General features: G+C 46.3%; 18 protein-coding genes and 1 pseudogene. 9 read left to right on the top strand and 10 right to left on the bottom strand.

The genetic code is table 11. From position 1 onward, the window contains the following. The first annotated feature begins 13 nt into the window (after positions 1 to 13). From ACFW2W_RS24850 to ACFW2W_RS24840, 3 genes are all read left to right on the top strand, one after another. Positions 14 to 1798, top strand: a complete 1785-nt coding sequence (locus ACFW2W_RS24850) for an ABC transporter substrate-binding protein (protein WP_378184661.1) — start codon at positions 14 to 16, stop codon at positions 1796 to 1798. A gap of 58 nt (positions 1799 to 1856) precedes the next feature. Further along, positions 1857 to 2636, top strand: coding sequence for a nickel pincer cofactor biosynthesis protein LarB (larB, locus tag ACFW2W_RS24845; RefSeq protein WP_378184452.1), 780 nt, complete (start codon positions 1857 to 1859; stop codon positions 2634 to 2636). A 104-nt stretch (positions 2637 to 2740) separates the two neighbouring features. Next, positions 2741 to 2959: a hypothetical protein gene (locus ACFW2W_RS24840; protein WP_378184451.1), complete on the top strand. Its 219-nt coding sequence runs from the start codon at positions 2741 to 2743 to the stop codon at positions 2957 to 2959. A gap of 127 nt (positions 2960 to 3086) precedes the next feature. Here ACFW2W_RS24840 and ACFW2W_RS24835 read toward each other — a convergent pair whose 3' ends face one another. Next, positions 3087 to 3656, bottom strand: coding sequence for an HdeD family acid-resistance protein (locus ACFW2W_RS24835; RefSeq protein ID WP_378184450.1), 570 nt, complete (start codon positions 3654 to 3656; stop codon positions 3087 to 3089). Positions 3657 to 3902: 246 nt separating this feature from the next. Between ACFW2W_RS24835 and ACFW2W_RS24830 the strand changes: the two genes are divergently transcribed. The 3 genes from ACFW2W_RS24830 (at position 3903) to ACFW2W_RS24820 (ending at position 5427) form a co-directional block, all read left to right on the top strand. Further along, a complete protein-coding gene (locus ACFW2W_RS24830; protein WP_378184449.1) occupies positions 3903 to 4466 on the top strand; it encodes a Uma2 family endonuclease in 564 nt (187 codons plus the stop codon). A 232-nt stretch (positions 4467 to 4698) separates the two neighbouring features. Further along, complete coding sequence (locus ACFW2W_RS24825; RefSeq protein ID WP_378184448.1) at positions 4699 to 4938, top strand: hypothetical protein; 240 nt, start codon at positions 4699 to 4701, stop codon at positions 4936 to 4938. A gap of 6 nt (positions 4939 to 4944) precedes the next feature. Beyond that, complete coding sequence (locus ACFW2W_RS24820) at positions 4945 to 5427, top strand: DUF3368 domain-containing protein (protein ID WP_378184447.1); 483 nt, start codon at positions 4945 to 4947, stop codon at positions 5425 to 5427. Positions 5428 to 5491: 64 nt separating this feature from the next. Here ACFW2W_RS24820 and ACFW2W_RS24815 read toward each other — a convergent pair. The 6 genes and pseudogenes from ACFW2W_RS24815 to ACFW2W_RS24790 form a co-directional block, all read right to left on the bottom strand. After that, positions 5492 to 5784 (bottom strand): annotated as a pseudogene (locus ACFW2W_RS24815) (type II toxin-antitoxin system RelE/ParE family toxin). After that, complete coding sequence (locus ACFW2W_RS24810; RefSeq protein WP_378184446.1) at positions 5781 to 6011, bottom strand: addiction module protein; 231 nt, start codon at positions 6009 to 6011, stop codon at positions 5781 to 5783. The pseudogene ACFW2W_RS24815 and the gene ACFW2W_RS24810 overlap by 4 nt, the downstream one beginning before the upstream one ends. 167 nt (positions 6012 to 6178) lie before the next feature. Continuing rightward, positions 6179 to 6742 (bottom strand): Uma2 family endonuclease, encoded by a 564-nt coding sequence (locus ACFW2W_RS24805; protein WP_378184445.1) that lies wholly within the window; start codon positions 6740 to 6742, stop codon positions 6179 to 6181. A gap of 91 nt (positions 6743 to 6833) precedes the next feature. Continuing rightward, positions 6834 to 7013, bottom strand: coding sequence for a hypothetical protein (locus ACFW2W_RS24800; RefSeq protein ID WP_378184444.1), 180 nt, complete (start codon positions 7011 to 7013; stop codon positions 6834 to 6836). Between the two features lie 201 nt (positions 7014 to 7214). Then, complete coding sequence (locus tag ACFW2W_RS24795; protein WP_378184443.1) at positions 7215 to 8450, bottom strand: LL-diaminopimelate aminotransferase; 1236 nt, start codon at positions 8448 to 8450, stop codon at positions 7215 to 7217. Between the two features lie 77 nt (positions 8451 to 8527). Next, entirely contained in the window at positions 8528 to 9097 is a 570-nt protein-coding gene (locus ACFW2W_RS24790) for a hypothetical protein (protein WP_378184442.1), read from the bottom strand. Between the two features lie 824 nt (positions 9098 to 9921). Between ACFW2W_RS24790 and ACFW2W_RS24785 the strand changes: the two genes are divergently transcribed. Continuing rightward, positions 9922 to 11244: a HEAT repeat domain-containing protein gene (locus ACFW2W_RS24785; protein WP_378184441.1), complete on the top strand. Its 1323-nt coding sequence runs from the start codon at positions 9922 to 9924 to the stop codon at positions 11242 to 11244. Between the two features lie 42 nt (positions 11245 to 11286). Here ACFW2W_RS24785 and ACFW2W_RS24780 read toward each other — a convergent pair whose 3' ends face one another. The 3 genes from ACFW2W_RS24780 to ACFW2W_RS24770 all read right to left on the bottom strand — a co-directional run bounded on the left by ACFW2W_RS24780 (position 11287) and on the right by ACFW2W_RS24770 (position 14516). Continuing rightward, complete coding sequence (locus tag ACFW2W_RS24780) at positions 11287 to 13083, bottom strand: ATP-binding protein (RefSeq protein WP_378184440.1); 1797 nt, start codon at positions 13081 to 13083, stop codon at positions 11287 to 11289. Positions 13084 to 13085: 2 nt separating this feature from the next. Continuing rightward, the gene (locus ACFW2W_RS24775) at positions 13086 to 13451 is read right to left on the bottom strand and encodes a response regulator (protein WP_378184439.1); all 366 of its coding nucleotides are present in this window, start codon (positions 13449 to 13451) and stop codon (positions 13086 to 13088) included. An 84-nt stretch (positions 13452 to 13535) separates the two neighbouring features. Continuing rightward, entirely contained in the window at positions 13536 to 14516 is a 981-nt protein-coding gene (locus tag ACFW2W_RS24770) for a diguanylate cyclase domain-containing protein (protein ID WP_378184438.1), read from the bottom strand. Between the two features lie 370 nt (positions 14517 to 14886). Here ACFW2W_RS24770 and ACFW2W_RS24765 point away from each other — a divergent pair, with 370 nt between their 5' ends. Together ACFW2W_RS24765 and ACFW2W_RS24760 are read left to right on the top strand one after the other, a co-directional pair. Beyond that, complete coding sequence (locus ACFW2W_RS24765) at positions 14887 to 15885, top strand: LysR family transcriptional regulator (protein WP_378184437.1); 999 nt, start codon at positions 14887 to 14889, stop codon at positions 15883 to 15885. A 77-nt stretch (positions 15886 to 15962) separates the two neighbouring features. Next, the gene (locus ACFW2W_RS24760) at positions 15963 to 17036 is read left to right on the top strand and encodes an anthranilate phosphoribosyltransferase family protein (RefSeq protein WP_378184436.1); all 1074 of its coding nucleotides are present in this window, start codon (positions 15963 to 15965) and stop codon (positions 17034 to 17036) included. Positions 17037 to 17093 lie beyond the last annotated feature (57 nt).

Raw genomic sequence — 17093 nt, 5'->3', positions numbered from 1 at the left:
AAAGAATGCTTTCCTGCTTCCTCTTTTTCTTTCTTTTTGCTTTTGGCTTTTTCCTTTTGCTTTATTCGGCTGTCACCCGACTTTACTCAAAACTCAGGCAACTGAGAAAGTATCCCAGTTGGTGACAGCCACATTAAGCGATCCCAAAACTTTCAATTGGGTAGTTAACCAAGAATTTCCCCATGTTTTTCTCTTCACCTACGAGGGATTAACGTCTGAAAATAGCGTTACGGGTGAAATTGAGCCTGCATTAGCTGAATCTTGGGAAATATCAGAGGATAAACGGCGGATCGTTTTTACCCTTCGAGAAGGATTGAAATGGTCGGATGGTCAGCCACTGACGGCGGATGATGTTGTCTTCACTTATGAAGATGTGGTTCTTAATAAAGAGATTCTTACCGATGCCAGAGATAGCCTCAAAATTGGTACATCTGGTGCTTTTCCGAAAGTAAGAAAGCTAGATGAACGACGGGTTGAATTTATTTTGCCAGAACCGTTTGCTCCTTTTTTGCGAACTACGACCGGCTCAAAAAGCGATGGAATCGTGATTTTGCCAAAACACGCTCTTGAGGACGCTGTAAAGTCGAAAAACTCAGAGGGAAAACCCAGGTTGATGTCTATCTGGGGAGTAGATACCAATCCAGCAGAAATTATTGTTAATGGCCCTTACAAATTAGAAAGTTACACCACCAGCGAACGGGTCGTGTTTCGGCGTAACCCATATTACTGGCGACGAGATGCACAAGGTAATCAGTTACCTTACATCGATCGCATCGTCTGGCAAATTACGGAAAATATGAACACTCAACTGCTCCAGTTCCGCACTAACGATTTAGATACGACCGACGGGTGGGGACGGATGCGCCCAGAAGATTTTCCCCTTTTGAAACAAGAAGAAAAGCGAGGAAAATTTACAGTTTATACAGGTGGACCGCGACCGGGCACGACTTTTATTTCCTTTAATCTAAATAAAGGACGCCGGAAGGGACGCCCCTTGATCGATCCCGTTAAATCTCGCTGGTTCAATAATGTAGCATTCAGACAAGCGGTTGCTTATGCCATCGATCGGCAAGCGATGATTAACAACACTTTGCGCGGTCTGGGTGAAATGCAAAATTCACCGATTTCTGTACAAAGTTCTTACTACATAACTCCGGCAGAAGGTCTGAAAGTTTACGAATATAATCCGAAAAAATCTAAGGAATTATTATTAAATGCAGGGTTTAAGTATAACAAGCAAGACCAGTTGTTAGACGCGGATGGAAATCGCGTGCAGTTTACATTAATAACGAATGCTGAAAATCAAACCCGCGTGTCAATGGGAGCGCAAATTAAGCAAAGTTTGAGCCAAATTGGCATTCAAGTAGATTTCAATCCGATTGCCTTCAACACGCTTGTAGATAAACTCTCAAACACTCTAAATTGGGAATGTTATTTGCTCGGCTTTACCGGCGGTATCGAACCGCATAATGGTGCGAATGTCTGGTTGACAGATGGCGGGTTACACAGCTTCAATCAAGATGCCGTATCGGGGTCAAAGCCGATAGAGGGTCGAGAGGTGGCGCGTTGGGAGGCGGAAATTGGGCGTCTGTATATCAAAGCAGCGCAGGAGTTGGATGAGGTCAAGCGCAAAGCTATCTATGCCGAAACGCAGCGGATTACGCAGGAATATTTGCCGATGATTTATCTAGTCAACCCGCTGTCAATGTCAGCCGTGCGCGATCGCGTTACCGGCATCAAATACTCTTCTCTTGGCGGTGTCCTCTGGAATCTTTATGAGCTGAAAGTGACCGATTAAAGGCAAAATTTACATTGCCCATTCTTCTTTTTGCATTATTAATTCTTAATTTGAAGCCGTGACTCAACCTGAAGCTTTGCAAATCTTATTAGCAGCGGTTGCCGCTGGTGACGTTAGCCCAGAAGCGGCGTTAGAAAAACTCAAGCATTTTGCCTTTGAACCAGTGGGCGATTTTGCCAAAATTGACCATCACCGCACCTTGCGAACGGGTTTTCCAGAGGTGATTTGGGGGCCAGCAAAGACACCCGAACAGATTGCTGGGATTATGGAGGCGATGCGGCAGCGCAACCCTATCGTCATGGCAACGCGGATTGAACCGGCAGTCTATGCCCAGTTGCAGGAAAAAGTAGCAGGTCTCCAATATTACCCTTCTGCCCGAATCTGTGCCATTTCTCCTGCCACCCTAGAACCCCAGTATTCGGGCACAATTGGCATCCTCAGTGCCGGTACTGCCGATTTATCCGTCGCTGAGGAAGCAGCGGTTACAGCAGAACTGTGTGGCTTCCGGGTGCAGCGCCTCTGGGATGTCGGAGTCGCGGGTATCCACCGCCTGTTAAGTAACCGTCACGTCATTGAATCGGCTAATGTGCTAATCGTCGTTGCCGGGATGGAAGGTGCTTTACCCAGCGTCGTCGCTGGTTTGGCTGATTGTCCCGTGATTGCAGTTCCCACCAGTGTCGGCTATGGTGCGAGTTTCGGCGGACTTGCGCCACTGTTGACAATGCTAAACTCTTGTGCAGCAGGCGTGGGCGTGGTGAATATTGACAATGGCTTCGGTGCGGCTATTTTAGCTGGACAAATCTTGAGGACGGCTCACAAGCTGAAATCATCTGGGTAGTAGAGTGGCATTGACTACTCATGCTACAACGGTGAGCCTATCACTTATATGCTGTTTAATGATGGACAGCTAATAATTAGATTTTTACCCATCAGCTAAACCAGATGCCTACCTCCAAGATAGAATCAAAGCAACTCCTAGAACGCTTGATTTTTGAAGATGAACGTCCTCAAGACTGGGTACAAGATGTTTGGGGACTTAGTCCCACTTTGGGAGACAGCGCTGCCAAATTGTTAGAGGTTTTTGAAGCGTTGATTGAGTGCTGTCCTGAAGAAAAATTAGAAAATTTATTGCAAACTTTGTATCGGGACTCGCTTCAGTAATTATTTCAACTGAGGACGCGATCGCACCTTTCCTTAATTGATAGCAGCGATCGCCATCAGGATGCGATCGCTTCTATCGAGCTTGCAGGCAATTTTCTGACGCTACATTACCCGCGCTACACCAGACTTAAACAGCTTGGTTAGACTGATTCAATGCAGAACGCCCATTCAGCGACAGCATCACGCGGGAAACTCCCGTGAACAGAACGCTGACACCCACTAGCGTCCCAATCAGCCAAGGGGCATTGAAGGGCCACTGGAACCAAATCATTGCGCCCAACACCAGCGTAATAATGCCATCTGTCAGCACCCATGTCCAGTTCGGTTGCGGACGCACCCGGAATGCCAGGATCAGGTTGAATACACCTTCCGTCAGTAAAAAACTACCTAGCAACAGAGTCAGCGTCAGGACACCTGTTAAGGGGTAGAAAAATAGCATCGCGCCTGTGGCAATGTAGAGGGCGCTCAACAAGAGTTTCCAAATGAAACCTCCTTGCTCGCGGGTTTGAAAGGCATAGACCGCCTTGGCGACTCCCGCGCTAGCTAGGATCAAAGCAATCCAAGTCTCAGCGACAATTGTCGAGACATTCGGTACAGCGATCGCAACTATCCCCAAAATAATCAAAAGAGCGCCAGTCAAGAGCGATCCATTAATACCTTTGTTCTTGTTGATGTCAGTAGAAACGTCGGTTGTCATACAAATTTTTTTTGGCACGAGTGAGCTATAGGTTCAGGCTAGGAAATTTCTCAAGAACTGGGTAGAACCTTAAGGTAGACCACCCTGCTACACCAAGCTCTACCCGCTGATATAGTTTGCGATCGCATTTTCCCGTCAATTTCTGGGGGCGATCGCTTATTCTGACTCCTCTGGTACTTTAGACTTGATGCGAAACCTAGAATAAAAGGTAAAGCTTGTCTGATTCCGCTCTTGGAGGCTGCCTCAATGGTACAAATATCCTCTAAATCCATCACCTTAGAAGAGTTCTTGAAACTCCCAGAGACAAAGCCTGCCACAGAGTATATCAACGGTGAGGTGATTCAGAAACCAATGCCTAAAACTCGTCACTCCAGGCTTCAGGAAAAGTTAACGGGTACAATTAATGGTGTTGTTGAGGAACAGCGAATTGCCTACGCTTTTCCGGAACTGCGATGCACATTTGGAGGACGGTCAATTGTTCCAGATGTTGCCGTTCTTCGCTGGAACCGGATTGAATTCAATGATGAAGGCGAACCTGTAGATGATGTATTTATTGCTCCAGATTGGGCGATCGAGATTTTATCTCCAGAACCGAGTTCAAATCGAGTGACGGGTAATATTTTGCACTGTCTCAAGCATGGTTCCCAACTCGGATGGCTAATCGATCCTAGCGATCGCTCTGTACTAATTTTCCTACCCAACCAACAGCCAGAATTGTATCAAGGAAGCGATCGCTTAGCTGTGTTAGACGGGATTGACCTAGAATTGACAGCGGAGCAAATTTTTGGCTGGTTAAGAATGAGAAGTTAATTGGTTAGGGTAGATGCGATCGCACTTGTCGAACTTGCAGCCAACTTCGTTGAAGACGGGAACATCCCAATTTTGCAAATATACCTGGCGAATTCTATTCGCCCTTTTTACTCCTTAAAGCGAGTTGATATGGGTAAAGCGCTACCGTTGAGAGGTTTTTAAGTCAATAGTATTTAGGTCAAGGTAAATAGTCTATGCTTAAAGCGTATCCTGCCATTATTCTAAAAGCCCCATGACTAGCAAGGAAGTGCTAAGAAGCGTTGCTTCGGAAATACAACTATTCGATGATATTGAGCAGAAGGAAACTTTTTTGTTCGTGCTGGGAGCATTATTTTCTAGAGTTATTAGCTTGAAAAAAGCAGCAGAAATTATGGGAATAGAGCCTGATGTGTTTCTTACGTTGTTAGACTTGATGGGGCTTGAGTTTTCCTATTTAACTCCACAAGATATTCCACTTGAGAAGAATTGGTAGGCTCTCTTGAAGGTTATTTTTAACTCCTCTCCATTAATTTTTTTATCACGGCTGCAATTTCTGGATAGTTTTGTTGACTCTCCCGATGAATTCTACCTGCCAATGTTTGTTGCAGAAGAAATCAGTGCTAAATCTGACGAAGCTTGTCTGCAAGTGAAAGCTTTGATTGATTCCGGTAAAATTTCAGCCAGGACAATTAAATTAACTTCCTTAGCCAACAGTATAAATATGCGACTGGGGAGAGGAGAGGCGGAAGCGATCGCCCTTGGCATTGAATTGCAAACAGACTACATTATTTTGGATGATTTTGCAGCCAGGAAGGAAGCAACTCGTTTGGGACTGAATGTTAAGGGAATGTTAGCAATTATTAGGAAACTTCAAGCAGATAGCAAAATTACCATTGATAGCTTAGATCAATTGTATCAAGACCTAGTGGCGATTAATTTCAGGATTAAGCGATCGTTATTTGATGCCATCTTTGAGGATTAGACGAGCGCGATCGCAATTTTATCGTAATTTCAAGGAAGCGATCGCACCTTTATTTTGATTGTATCTATATAACTCGATTTTTCCAGTATCCAGGTTCTCGACTACAGTGCATCACTGCCACAATTAGAATGAAATCTTGCTCAATTGTGTAGAGAATTCCATCAGGAAATTTGCGCGTCAAGCATCGACGAATTCTTCATCAATTATGCGCCAACGAGTGGGAGACTCGATAATTCTGAATATTGCATCCTCAACTGCGTTGATAAATGCTTGAGCCAACTCAACTCGACTCCGTGAATAAAACTGTACCGCTTCACCATATTCAGTTAATGCTGCTGGGTGAAATACATACTTCATTGCTCTAGGAGTCGCCTTACCTCAGCCAATGCTTCTTCCCCAGAAATTGGTTGAACTGCGCCGCTTCGGATTTCGTCCCTACGATTCTTGGCTTTAGTTGTCCAAAGTGTTTGAATCGTTTCGTCTACATCGAATTCAAGGCTTTCAACTAGCCTCTCCGCCAGGAGCGCTCTCGATGCACTTGGTAAAGATAAAGCTTCTTTCATCAGTTGCTCGATCGATAGCATAGCTACTTAGAAATCAGAGTTATTCACAGTTTAACAATAAAGCGATCGCATTTTCCCGTCAATTTATTAAAGCGATCGCTAATCAGTTAGTCGAAGCAATCCTGCAACGTGCCTAGTTGGTTAGCGAACGGTATTTCCAGGTTATCATCACCCATCCTCACAAACTGTTATTCTAACAGCCACCCAAATACATCTCCTACATTCAGCTTTAGTTCGCTAGCAAATGAAGGAACGGGAAGCTGCTGTTCTGGTTCGTCAAACACCTCTGGTTGTTGCTTAGGTTGATAAACGAAAATCGTCTGCTCATTTGGGTCAATTAGCCAGCCCATTTGTGTTTTATATTTGAGAGAATGCAGAATTTTTTTCGTGACTTTCGTAGCGCTTTGGTCGGGAGATAAGATTTCAATTATCCAATCAGGAGCAGATTGAAATACATTTGCTACACCGCCGTTTTCTTTGCGGGGAATTCTCTCCCAGGTAAATACTGCTACATCTGGCACAATTGACCGTCCACCAAACGTACACCGCAATTCTGGAAATGCCCGTGCAACTTTTTGGGGCTTAACGACAGCATTAATAGTAATAATCAACTCACCTTGAATGGTGCTATGTTCTCCCTGCGGCATTGGCTTCTGAATAATTTGACTGTCAATGTACTCGCTGGCGGGTTCAGTTTCTGGTAGCTCCAGAAACTCTTCTAAAGTCAAAGCTTTATTGGGTGTTTGTACCATTTGAAGTTACTTCGATTTATGCTGAATGCAAATATAGCTACGCAGGGTGAGCATTACCAGGACAACAATTGAGACTTAGGCTCACATATCCTCAGCTTGCCCGCCGTAACCAGCCAAACACTTGCTCAACCGTCAATTCTAATGGGATATCCTGTAGGACAGGCAAGCGATCGCTATCTCTGAGCAAAGCCATCCGAGTATCTGACCACAGCACAATAATCACTCGTTCTGTCGGATCGAAGAGCCACCCTAATTGAGTTCCTTCTTGCAAACAAGTTTGAATTTTAGCAATTAGTTTAGTGGCGCTTTGGTCGTAAGATTGCTTGTTACTTAGCGGTTAAAGCTAGGGTTGCGGTGGGCAATATCCCACCGCAACCTTTTAGACTTATAGATTGAGTTTAACCAAGGCAGCGAGAATTGATGCTCAAAAGCGATCGCGTAGCGTATGTCCCACAAGCGCGGCTTCTCACACTTACACCTTAAACTTCTCAGTAATTCGCTTCATCGCCTCTTCGACATTTTCCCGACTATTAAATGCCGAAATGCGGAAGTAACCTTCACCCGCAGCACCGAAACCAGAACCAGGAGTACCGACAACATTGCAAGTTTGCAGCAACTTATCGAAGAAATCCCAACTCGATAAACCATTAGGCGTTTTCACCCAGACGTAAGGCGCATTCACGCCGCCATATACTGCTAATCCAGCCGCCGTCAGTTGTTCGCGGATAATTTTGGCATTTTCCATGTAGAAGTTGACTAGCGCCTTCGTTTGCGCCTGTCCTGACTCGGAATAAACTGCCTCAGCGCCGCGTTGCACGATGTAGGACACGCCATTAAATTTGGTGGACTGGCGGCGATTCCACAGCTTCCATACTTCCACATCGGAACCATCGGCGGCTTTTGCTTTAAGCGTTTTCGGCACTACTGTCAACGCACAGCGGGTTCCAGTAAATCCGGCATTCTTAGAAAACGAGCGAAACTCGATTGCACAATCTCTTGCACCTTCAATTTCGTAGATGGAATGGGGAAGCGCTGGATCGGTTATAAAAGCTTCGTAAGCCGCATCAAAGAAGATAATGGAACCATTAGCTTTGGCGTAGTCTACCCACGCCTTCAGGTGTTCCTTGGTGGCAGTTGCGCCTGTAGGATTATTGGGGAAGCAGAGATAAATTAAGTCAACTTTCTGCGAGGGAATCTCGGCGGTAAAGTTGTTCTCTGCGGTGATGGGTATATACACCAAACCGCCAAACTCGCCTTTATCGTTAGCAGCGCCTGTATGTCCCGCCATCACGTTGGTGTCTACATACACCGGATAAACCGGATCGGTGACAGCGATCGCGTTATCATCACCAAATATATCGAGAATGTTGCCCGTATCGCACTTAGAACCGTCGGAGATGAAGATTTCGGAAGCATCAACTTCGCATCCCCGCGCCTGGAAGTCATGTGAGGCAATTGTCTCCCGCAACCAAGCATAACCCTGTTCTGGGCCATAGCCTTTGAACGAAGCGCGATCGCCCATTTCCTCCACAGCTTTAATCATCGCCGTGCGACAGGCTTCCGGTAAAGGTTCCGTGACATCGCCAATCCCCAGCCTTATAATTTTTGCGTCAGCATTAGCCTCTGCGAAGGCATTCACCCTTCGCGCAATTTCGGGAAATAGATAGCCAGCTTTGAGTTTGAGGTAGTTATCGTTAATCGTTGCCATGTTGAATCGCCACGAACGCCGTAAAATAGCTTACTGCCAATCGTCGCGTTACGATTCCAAGGTTAATAGTGTTGACGTTACTCCCCAACTACAGACAGCCAGCTAGGATAAGCAAAAGAATCCTTACCTTGCAACTTTGAACCTTGGTAAGTTTGAAATACTTGGCTGGCTACCGTTTCAAGATTATCCATTAGCTTGTCATCTTCGCCCGTAGCTTCAAAAGCTAGACTCCACCAATCTTTACCCTTAATATCTAGTTGAGTGAGTTCAACGGTACAGTCTTGGTAAACACGCTGCGATCGCACCTTCTTCACACCCATCCACGACTCTTTTCCCGCCACCTCTGCGGGAATAAAGCATTTTGAAGTCGGATCTTCACACATCCACTTCGCCCATTTCTCTGCCTTACCCTCAACCAAATCTCCAAAACGCAGCACCTTTAATTCGGTTTGACGCCACTTGATTTCCAGCTTTCCTTGCCGCAGTTTGATACCCAGGTAATCACTATTAGGTAAGTATAAATACCAGTCTTCTCGGTCTTCTGGTGACTCCATCTGTCCACCGAGACTATCTTGATTGAACCAGCGTTCAATCTCTGTGGGGATTGTGCCGCGATAAAACCAGCGCAGCTCTATCGTTGTTAGCATTATGTCCTCTCTAGAATGTTTAGTTGCCGACTTGGGAATGTCTCAAAGACAAGAAATTTGTCCTTTATTTAGGTAGATAGGAGGCAGTTATTTTATAAACTTATTTAGTTGCATAAAACGTGTATAGCAATCCTAAATCATTTGTGAACTCTCTCTTTTGCCTCTCTTTTGCTCTTCCTTGGCGCTCTTGGCGTTCTTGGCGGTTCGTTAAAAATAATTTTTGTCACCAATCAAATAGGACTGCTATATTTATTTAAAGCTTTGGCTAATAACTATGTAGATGGAGCTAATTATTTGTAGGATGGGTAGAGTATAAGCGTTACCCATCAAACCCGTGTCATGCGTTGGGTTTCGTTCCTCAACCATTCTCTACATCAGATGCGCGAGTTGAATTATGTCTACCTAATTATATAATAGTTAACAATAAAATTTAATATATTAAAGCAATGCTTAATTCACATTTTTCGATGAGTTATGATTTGATTGAGAAAGGTTTCTATTAGTCAAAATAAAGCAAGCACAGCTTCTATACTGATTTATCGGCAAATCTAGTATCCCCACCTAGAGTTTAGGTAAACTGGCTTGTAAAGTGTAAAGGCATCCGGGTTCAGGAAACAAGGCTAGTTAGCTGAAAGACTATCCAAAACTCTTGAAACCCTTGAAAAATCGTAGGTTGGGTTGAGTTCACGAAACCCAACAAACTGCACCAGTGCTGGGTTTCGTGAACTCAAAGGGAGCCTACACATCCGAGATTTGGATAGTCTTTCAAGGCTAGTTAGTGTGGGTCAAGCGTGTCGGATAAAAATTGAGTAAAAGTGATTTAAATGATGTTATTAAGTATTTTAGAGCAGGCTACTGTTGCGGCACAGCAAAAAAACTGGTCATTGTTAAACCAATGCTTGCAGCAACTGCCACTTAAAAAAGAAGAGGTAAAGCAGGGGGAGTCGGCAAGAGGAGAGGATTCTAAGGTTTCGCCTTACTTAGAGGAATTACTGAACCTGGCTTTAGATGTACTTGACGCGGGGGATTTTCAGGAACGGTGGGAAGTGGCGAAGGTGTTACCCAAACTAGGGGAAGGCGCGATCGCACCTTTGATTTCCATCCTGAAAGACGAAGACGCCGACCTGGAGGAGCGCTGGTTTGCTGGTCGCATCTTGGGAGAATTTGACAATCCTGCTGTCGTCACCGCCTTGGTGGAGCTGCTGAAAACATCTGAGGATGAAGAACTCACAGTGTCAGCGGCGGCTGCTTTAGCGAATATCGGCTCTCCTGCTGTGGAAGCTTTGACCGAATTATTAGCAGAGTCAGAGACACGACTGTTAGCCGTGCGATCGCTTGCCCAAATCCGCCGTTCGGAGACCATTGCGCCTCTACTTAACGTGGTTCAAGATCCTCAATCTCCAATTCGAGCCGCTGCAATTGAAGCACTGGGTAGTTTTCACGACAGCCGGATTCCGCCAGTATTGATGGATGCCTTGAAAGATCCAGCCGCACAGGTGAGAAAAGAAGCGGTAATTGGCTTGGGGATGCGCTCCGATTTACTAGAAGAATTGGATCTGGTAAATCAGCTGCAACCCCTGCTATTTGACTTTAATTTGGAAGTTTGCCAGCAGAGTGCGATCGCGATTGGAAGACTGGGGACAGATGAAGCCGCCGCTGCCTTGTTTCAGGTACTCTCATCCCCGAATACGCCGCTTAGCTTGCAAGTAGACATCGTGCGATCGCTCCCCCAAACAGCAGCCGCCTTGGAGTATTTGCAACAAGCCCTTTCTGTTGAGTCTCCGGTGCTATGGCAGGAAATTGTCACCGTTTTAGGGCGAGTGGATTCTCCAAAATTAGTTCCAACAGCCGCTAAAATTCTGGTGACGGCACTCGAATCAGAAAGCCCAACTGCTCAAAATCCCAAGGTTAAACAAGCGGTGGCAATGGCATGGGGACAGCTAGGAGATGCCATTGCGATCAGCCAGCTAATTGAGCTGTTGGCAGATCCCGATGCGGGGGTAAAACTGCACGCGATCGCTGCCCTGAAAAAATTTTCCGTCGCTTACCAGCAATTAAAGCAACTCGCTAACAACGAAAATCTGACCCCAGAATTAAAACAAGGGGTAGCGATCGCTTTAAAAGAATGGACAGTTAATAGTTATTAGTTAATAGTCATTAGTCACTAGCTAGTGACTAGTAACTATTAACTAATAACACGGAAGTGTCACGGTAAAAGTCGTTCCTACCCCAACTTGACTATCCACCGCTATCTTGCCTCCGTGTATTTCTACGCACCTTTTGACAATCGCCAGTCCTAAGCCAGTTCCGGGAATTTTGCCAACATTTTTTGCGCGATGAAATGTTTCAAAGAGTCGTGCTAAATCTGCTGGAGGAATGCCAATTCCTTCATCTCGAATTTGAAAAATAGCCTCTTTATTCTGACAAATCAAGCCAAAATGAATGATGCCGCCTTGAGGAGAATATTTAATTGCATTTGATAACAAATTATTAAGAATTTGTCGCAGCAGTTTTTCATCCATAAAAACGATAGTCTCGGATTCATTTTCAGGGATGGTTAAAAATTCTAGATTAGAAGATTGAAGAGAGTAATCTTCAATATTTAACCTTTCCGGCTTGAATTGTGTTTGATTGCTGACAAAGTTGAGAGCGTGCTGATTGCTAGCACTCATTTGGATTTCTTCTACCAAATTGCGGCAGAATTCTGTTAGATCGAGGGAGACTGGGTTAAATTCTGCTTTCCCTGCATCTGTTCTGCCGATTAAAAGCACATCTTCTAACAGATCGGTCATATTTCTAACGATGTCTTTAATCCGCAGCAAATATTTGCTTTTTTTCTCCGGAGACCATTCATTAGAGCAATGTTCTAACATATGGGCAGAAAGAGAAATCGCTGTCAGCGGATTGCGGAATTCGTGGGAAACCATTGAGACAAAGCGAGATTTCAATTCACCCAATTGTCGCTCTTGTTCCAACGCCTTGTGAATTTCTTCTTCTGCTTGCTTGCGAACGGTGATGTTGCGGATAATGCTAGTGACGAGAAATCCTTGGGGGGTTTCAATGTGGCTGAGGCTGACATCTACGGGGAACTCACTGCCATCCTTGCATCGGGCAAACAGCTCAATACCCACTCCCATCGGTGGTACTTGAGGTTCACAAGAGTCGGTGCGTTCTTTATCGTGTACGCGACGGATGTAATCGGGTAGCAACATCTCCAGGGTATTCCCAAGCAATTCATCGCGCTCATAGCCAAACATTTTCTCAGTTTGAGTGTTAACGAGAACGATGCGATCGCCTTTGCCAACAATTGCGATCGCGTCTGGTGCTGCTTCTAGAAACTTCCGAAATTTTTCTTCGCTTTGCCGGAGTTGGGCTTCTGCTTGTTGATGCTTAACAATTTCCTGTTGCGATCGCTCGTTTGTCTCCTTTAACTCAGCATTGCGCTGTTTGAGATCCAACGAGAGTTGTCGCGTCCGCAACAAAATCACCACTCGCGTCTGCAATTCTATCTTCTCGATGGGGATTGTGACTAACTCATCAACACTCTTCCACAGGTGTCGAGTCATCAACCCCACATCCTGACGAGGAACGATTAACAGAAACGGTAGAAAAACTGGTAATTCAGCCGCTTTTCTAGCTTGCACCTGTTCCCAAAACTGCTTTAGAGCCAAACCATCTAAGATGCACAGGTCAAAAGGAGTGTTGAGGATTAAGGACTGAGGACTGAGCGGTAGGGGCAGAACAGTACCATGCCCGTGCTGAGCGCTGAGCGCAGTCAGGGCGGGGAGATCCCGTTCCTGCTGAGGACTGAAGAGACGCTGATTTATCGCGTCTCTACAAGACTGAGGACTGAGTAAGATTTCTCTCCTGCTCCCTCTCCCTCTCTTCTCTCCGTCGGGTAGCAATATCTCGTGATGCCCAGCAAGCCACTCTGAGAGCAGGCGGCGGTTTTCTTTTTGCTCTACAAGCAACAAAATCCGGCTCATACTTAATCTCTTTGTAGACTGCGAACGATCCCCAGAAACTTTTTGACAACTAGCGGTTTAACTAATGTACTCTGCGTTCCGCGAGCTAGGCTAGGCTGCTCAATAGCGGCGCTTTGCTTAGGCAAGAGTAGTAGAAAGGGTATTTGCCGATCCCGAATTCGTTTGCAGCGTTCCCAAACACGCCGGTAAAAACCGTCCCTGTCCATCAGCGCCAAACCGATTGCTTTTGGCTCGGTCAGGGCTAAATCGAGCGCTTCTAAACAGTTAGCACTTTCGACAGAATTTCCTTCTTTGCCGAGGAATTGAGCCACAAGTTCCAGGTGGCGCTGGTTTCGAGCTGCCGCCAAAATCAACGGTTGCTCCTTCAAATTTCCCCTTTTTTTTTGGCTTCTCTTTAGTGGTACCGTAATTTAGTCAAAGGTGCCGTGATATGGCTCACAATGATTAAATATTCAGTTATTTATATCCTGCGGTTCGCCTGAAATTGGATGGATTTTAAAGCGATCGCGTCCTTCCTCTTTTGCTACAGATAGCGCCCTTTGCGCCTCAGCAATCAAGACTTGGGGGGTGGAATTTCTCTCAGGAATCAACGTGGCAACTCCTAAACTGATAGTCACGCGATCGCTAATCGGGGAATTAGCGTAGGAAATGTTTAAAGCTGCCACATTTAAACGCATCGCTTCTGCCACGACAATCGCCCCAGAGCGATTTGTATCGGGGAGAAGTGTCACAAATTCTTCACCACCATATCGGGCGACAACGTCTCCACATCTTTTCACAGCAGCACTTAGAGCTTTTGCGACTTCTCGCAGACAATAATCGCCTCGCTGAAGTCCGTAGGTATGGTTAAAAGCTTTGAAAAAATCGAGATCGATCGTAATCAACGACAGAAACCTTGCCTCTCTGGCAGCACGTCTCCATTCCCGTTCCAAAATTTCCTCAAAATGATGGCGGTTGGCAATTCCTGTTAGGGCGTCTCTAAAAACCAAATCATCTAACACTTGGGGAAACTTCTGTAGATGTGGTGTCACTTTTAATAGCCCCTTGTCGCGGGCTTTCCCAAGCTCAAACTTGGATTTGTGTTTCAAAATCGAACTGATTCGTGTCAGCAGTTCTCCCTTACTGACGGGTTTGATCTGATAGTCCCCAGCGCCAGCGATCAACGTAAATTGCCAGTCTGCTGAGTCAGCCTGATTAGAAAGCATCAGAATTGGGATTGCCTCTTGTCGCAGCCATTCCCAAATCCGACTGTCGAGACTAGAGATATCTACTAAGGCAAGACTGATTTGTGTCGGTTGCCTCAAAGCTTGCTCGAACTCCTCTAAACTGTTAGCTGTGAGGAGCGGGTATCCTTCCTGGGTTAAGAATTGTGCTAAAAGTTGCAAGTTGTAGTGGTTTCGGCTGGCTACTAGGAGCGACGGTTGTTTCTTCATGCTGATTCATCAGAGACTGGTAAGGGATATCTTTTTGATCGCTTATTTTGATGCGATCGCCGTAGGCATCGCATCAAAAATGAGTGTACGGTTGCAGACATGGTATTTATAGCGTTTCAAGAGTTGGGTGGAATATATGGCAGTTCTAACGTTCAGTAGGGGCTTTTTGATTGCCATGCCCCTACAGATGTAAGATGTATTGCACCCAATCGATAATTGCTATATTTCCAACGGTTTATCCCGTTGATGCTGTTGGTAAAACCCATCTGTGCCACCCTGAGCGAGCTGCTGTATCAAGCCCTACCAAAACAGTTAAGCAAATCCGCTAAATTCATTTCATCGGCTTTAAATGTAATTTAGGCTACATATCATGCGACTAGAGCAGTTGCAAGCCTTTCTAGCAGTTGCTGAAACCGGCAGCTTTCAGCAAGCGGCGCGAAAGTGCGGGTTCACTCAGTCCACTATTAGCAGGCAAATCCAGTCTCTGGAAACGGATCTAGGTATTTCCCTGTTTCATCGCACGGCTCAGGCAAAGCTAACAGTTGGGGGCGATCGCTTTTTGCCCCGCGCCCGCAAAATTTGTCAGGAGTGGCAACAAGCCACGCAAGAATTAGCAGACTTGTTGGCAGGGAAGCAACCAGAACTGTGTGTGGCAGCGATTCATTCGGTTTGCGCCCAATACTTGCCGCCGGTGTTACAGCAGTTTTGCCGAGATTACCCGGCGGTGCAGCTGCGGGTGACATCGTTGGGAAGCGATCGCGCCCTCAAAGTTCTGCGAGACGGAATGGTTGATGTCGCGATCGTGATGAATAACCGCTTTTTAACGGCTAGCCCGGATATGGTGGTCGATGTCTTATACAATGAACCCATCGAAATCTTGATGGCGGCAAATCATCCGCTGACCAAGTTCAAACAGGTGCCCTGGTCAGAACTCGTTCACTATCCGCAAGTGGTGTTTAAGGATGGGTACGGGATGCAACGCCTGGTACAAGAGCGATTTTTGCGGCAAGGTGCTAATCTCCAAGCGGTGATGGAGTTAAATACGCTTGATGCCTTTCGCGGTGTCGTGCGGCAGGGAGAATTGATTGCTCTTTTGCCCCAGTCAGCTTTGGTAGATGCTCGCCAGGATGCAACGCTGGCGATTCGAGTCATTGATTCCACACCAGCGCCGGGGACGGCAAACTTAGCCGACTCGCTGGCAGATCCCAGCTTGTCTCGTCAGGTGGTGATGGTGACAACGCGCGATCGCTTGCTCATTCCCCCCATTCAGCACTTTTGCCAGATGGTACGCGACTTAGTACCGATGCAATTAGAAGCAGCGATTGACAACACTGTAATCTGCTCGGATGCCTCTGTACCTCTTAACTAATGGCTAATTGCAAAAAAAGTCTTTTGATAATTAGCCATTAGCAAAAAACTGACGACTACTGACTACTACAAAATACTATGAGTAATGAGTTCAGGGAAATTCTGCGAAAAGTGGGTAGTGGCGTCCACACGGGCGAAAATATAAGTCGCTCCGAAGCCGAGGAGGCGACGCGGATGATGCTACTACAGGAAGCAACACCAGCGCAGATTGGGGCATTTATGATCGCCCATCGGATTAAGCGTCCCACAGGCGAAGAATTGGCAGGGATGTTAGACGCCTACGACGGACTAGGGCAAAAACTGCAACCCATCGACTCAGAACGCCCGGTAATCGTTCTGGGGACGCCCTACGATGGGCGATCGCGCACGGCACCCATATCGCCATTGACCGCTTTAATCCTGGCAACGGCCCGACAGGCGGTGGTGATGCACGGAGGCGACCGGATGCCTACCAAGGAAGGCTTGCCACTGATTGAGATTTGGCAGGGATTGGGCGTCAATTGGGCTGAGTTATCCTTACCTCTCGTCCAGCAGGTCTTTGAGGCGACCCAACTAGGGTTTGTTTATTTGCCCAAGCATTTCCCCCAGGCGGCGGGACTGGTTCCCTACCGCGACCAAATTGGCAAACGTCCCCCCTTTGCGACGATGGAGTTAATGTGGTGTCCCTACGCGGGGAAAGCTCACATTGTAGCGGGGTTTGTCCATCCTCCCACCGAAGGGATGTTTCAAGACGCTTCGGCATTGCGAGGCAATCCCCAGTATTTCACAGCAGTGAAGGGATTAGAAGGTAGCTGCGATTTACCGCGCGATCGCACTGCGATTATTGGAACTTGGCAACCCGGTTGCCCTCCGCAACGCCTCCTGCTTCATCCCCGTGACTACGGCTTTGAGGGCAAGGAAGTCTCTTTAAACTCCACAGATGAGCTGGTACAAGAAATGCAAGCAGTGCTGCAAGGTAACAAGAGCGAACTTATGCAAGCAGCCATCTGGAACGGTGGTTTTTACCTGTGGCATTGCGGTCTCGCCCCAGATTTATCATCCGGTTTGACTCAGGCAGAAACCTTATTGTGCAGCGGTCAAGTTGCTCAGAAACTACAGGAAATTAGTCAAGTGATTTCTTCTTTAAGTTCTTCGGTCTTCAGTAGTCGGTAAGCAATTAAAAATGCTTGCATTAAAAATGATCAAATCCAGTCTAAAGCAAGCACTTTG

The sequence above is a fragment of the Coleofasciculus sp. H7-2 genome (genome assembly GCF_042747725.1).
Classification (GTDB): domain Bacteria; phylum Cyanobacteriota; class Cyanobacteriia; order Cyanobacteriales; family FACHB-T130; genus FACHB-T130.
Note: the sequence above shows the minus strand (reverse complement) of the source record. Positions and strands in the feature narration are given on the sequence as shown.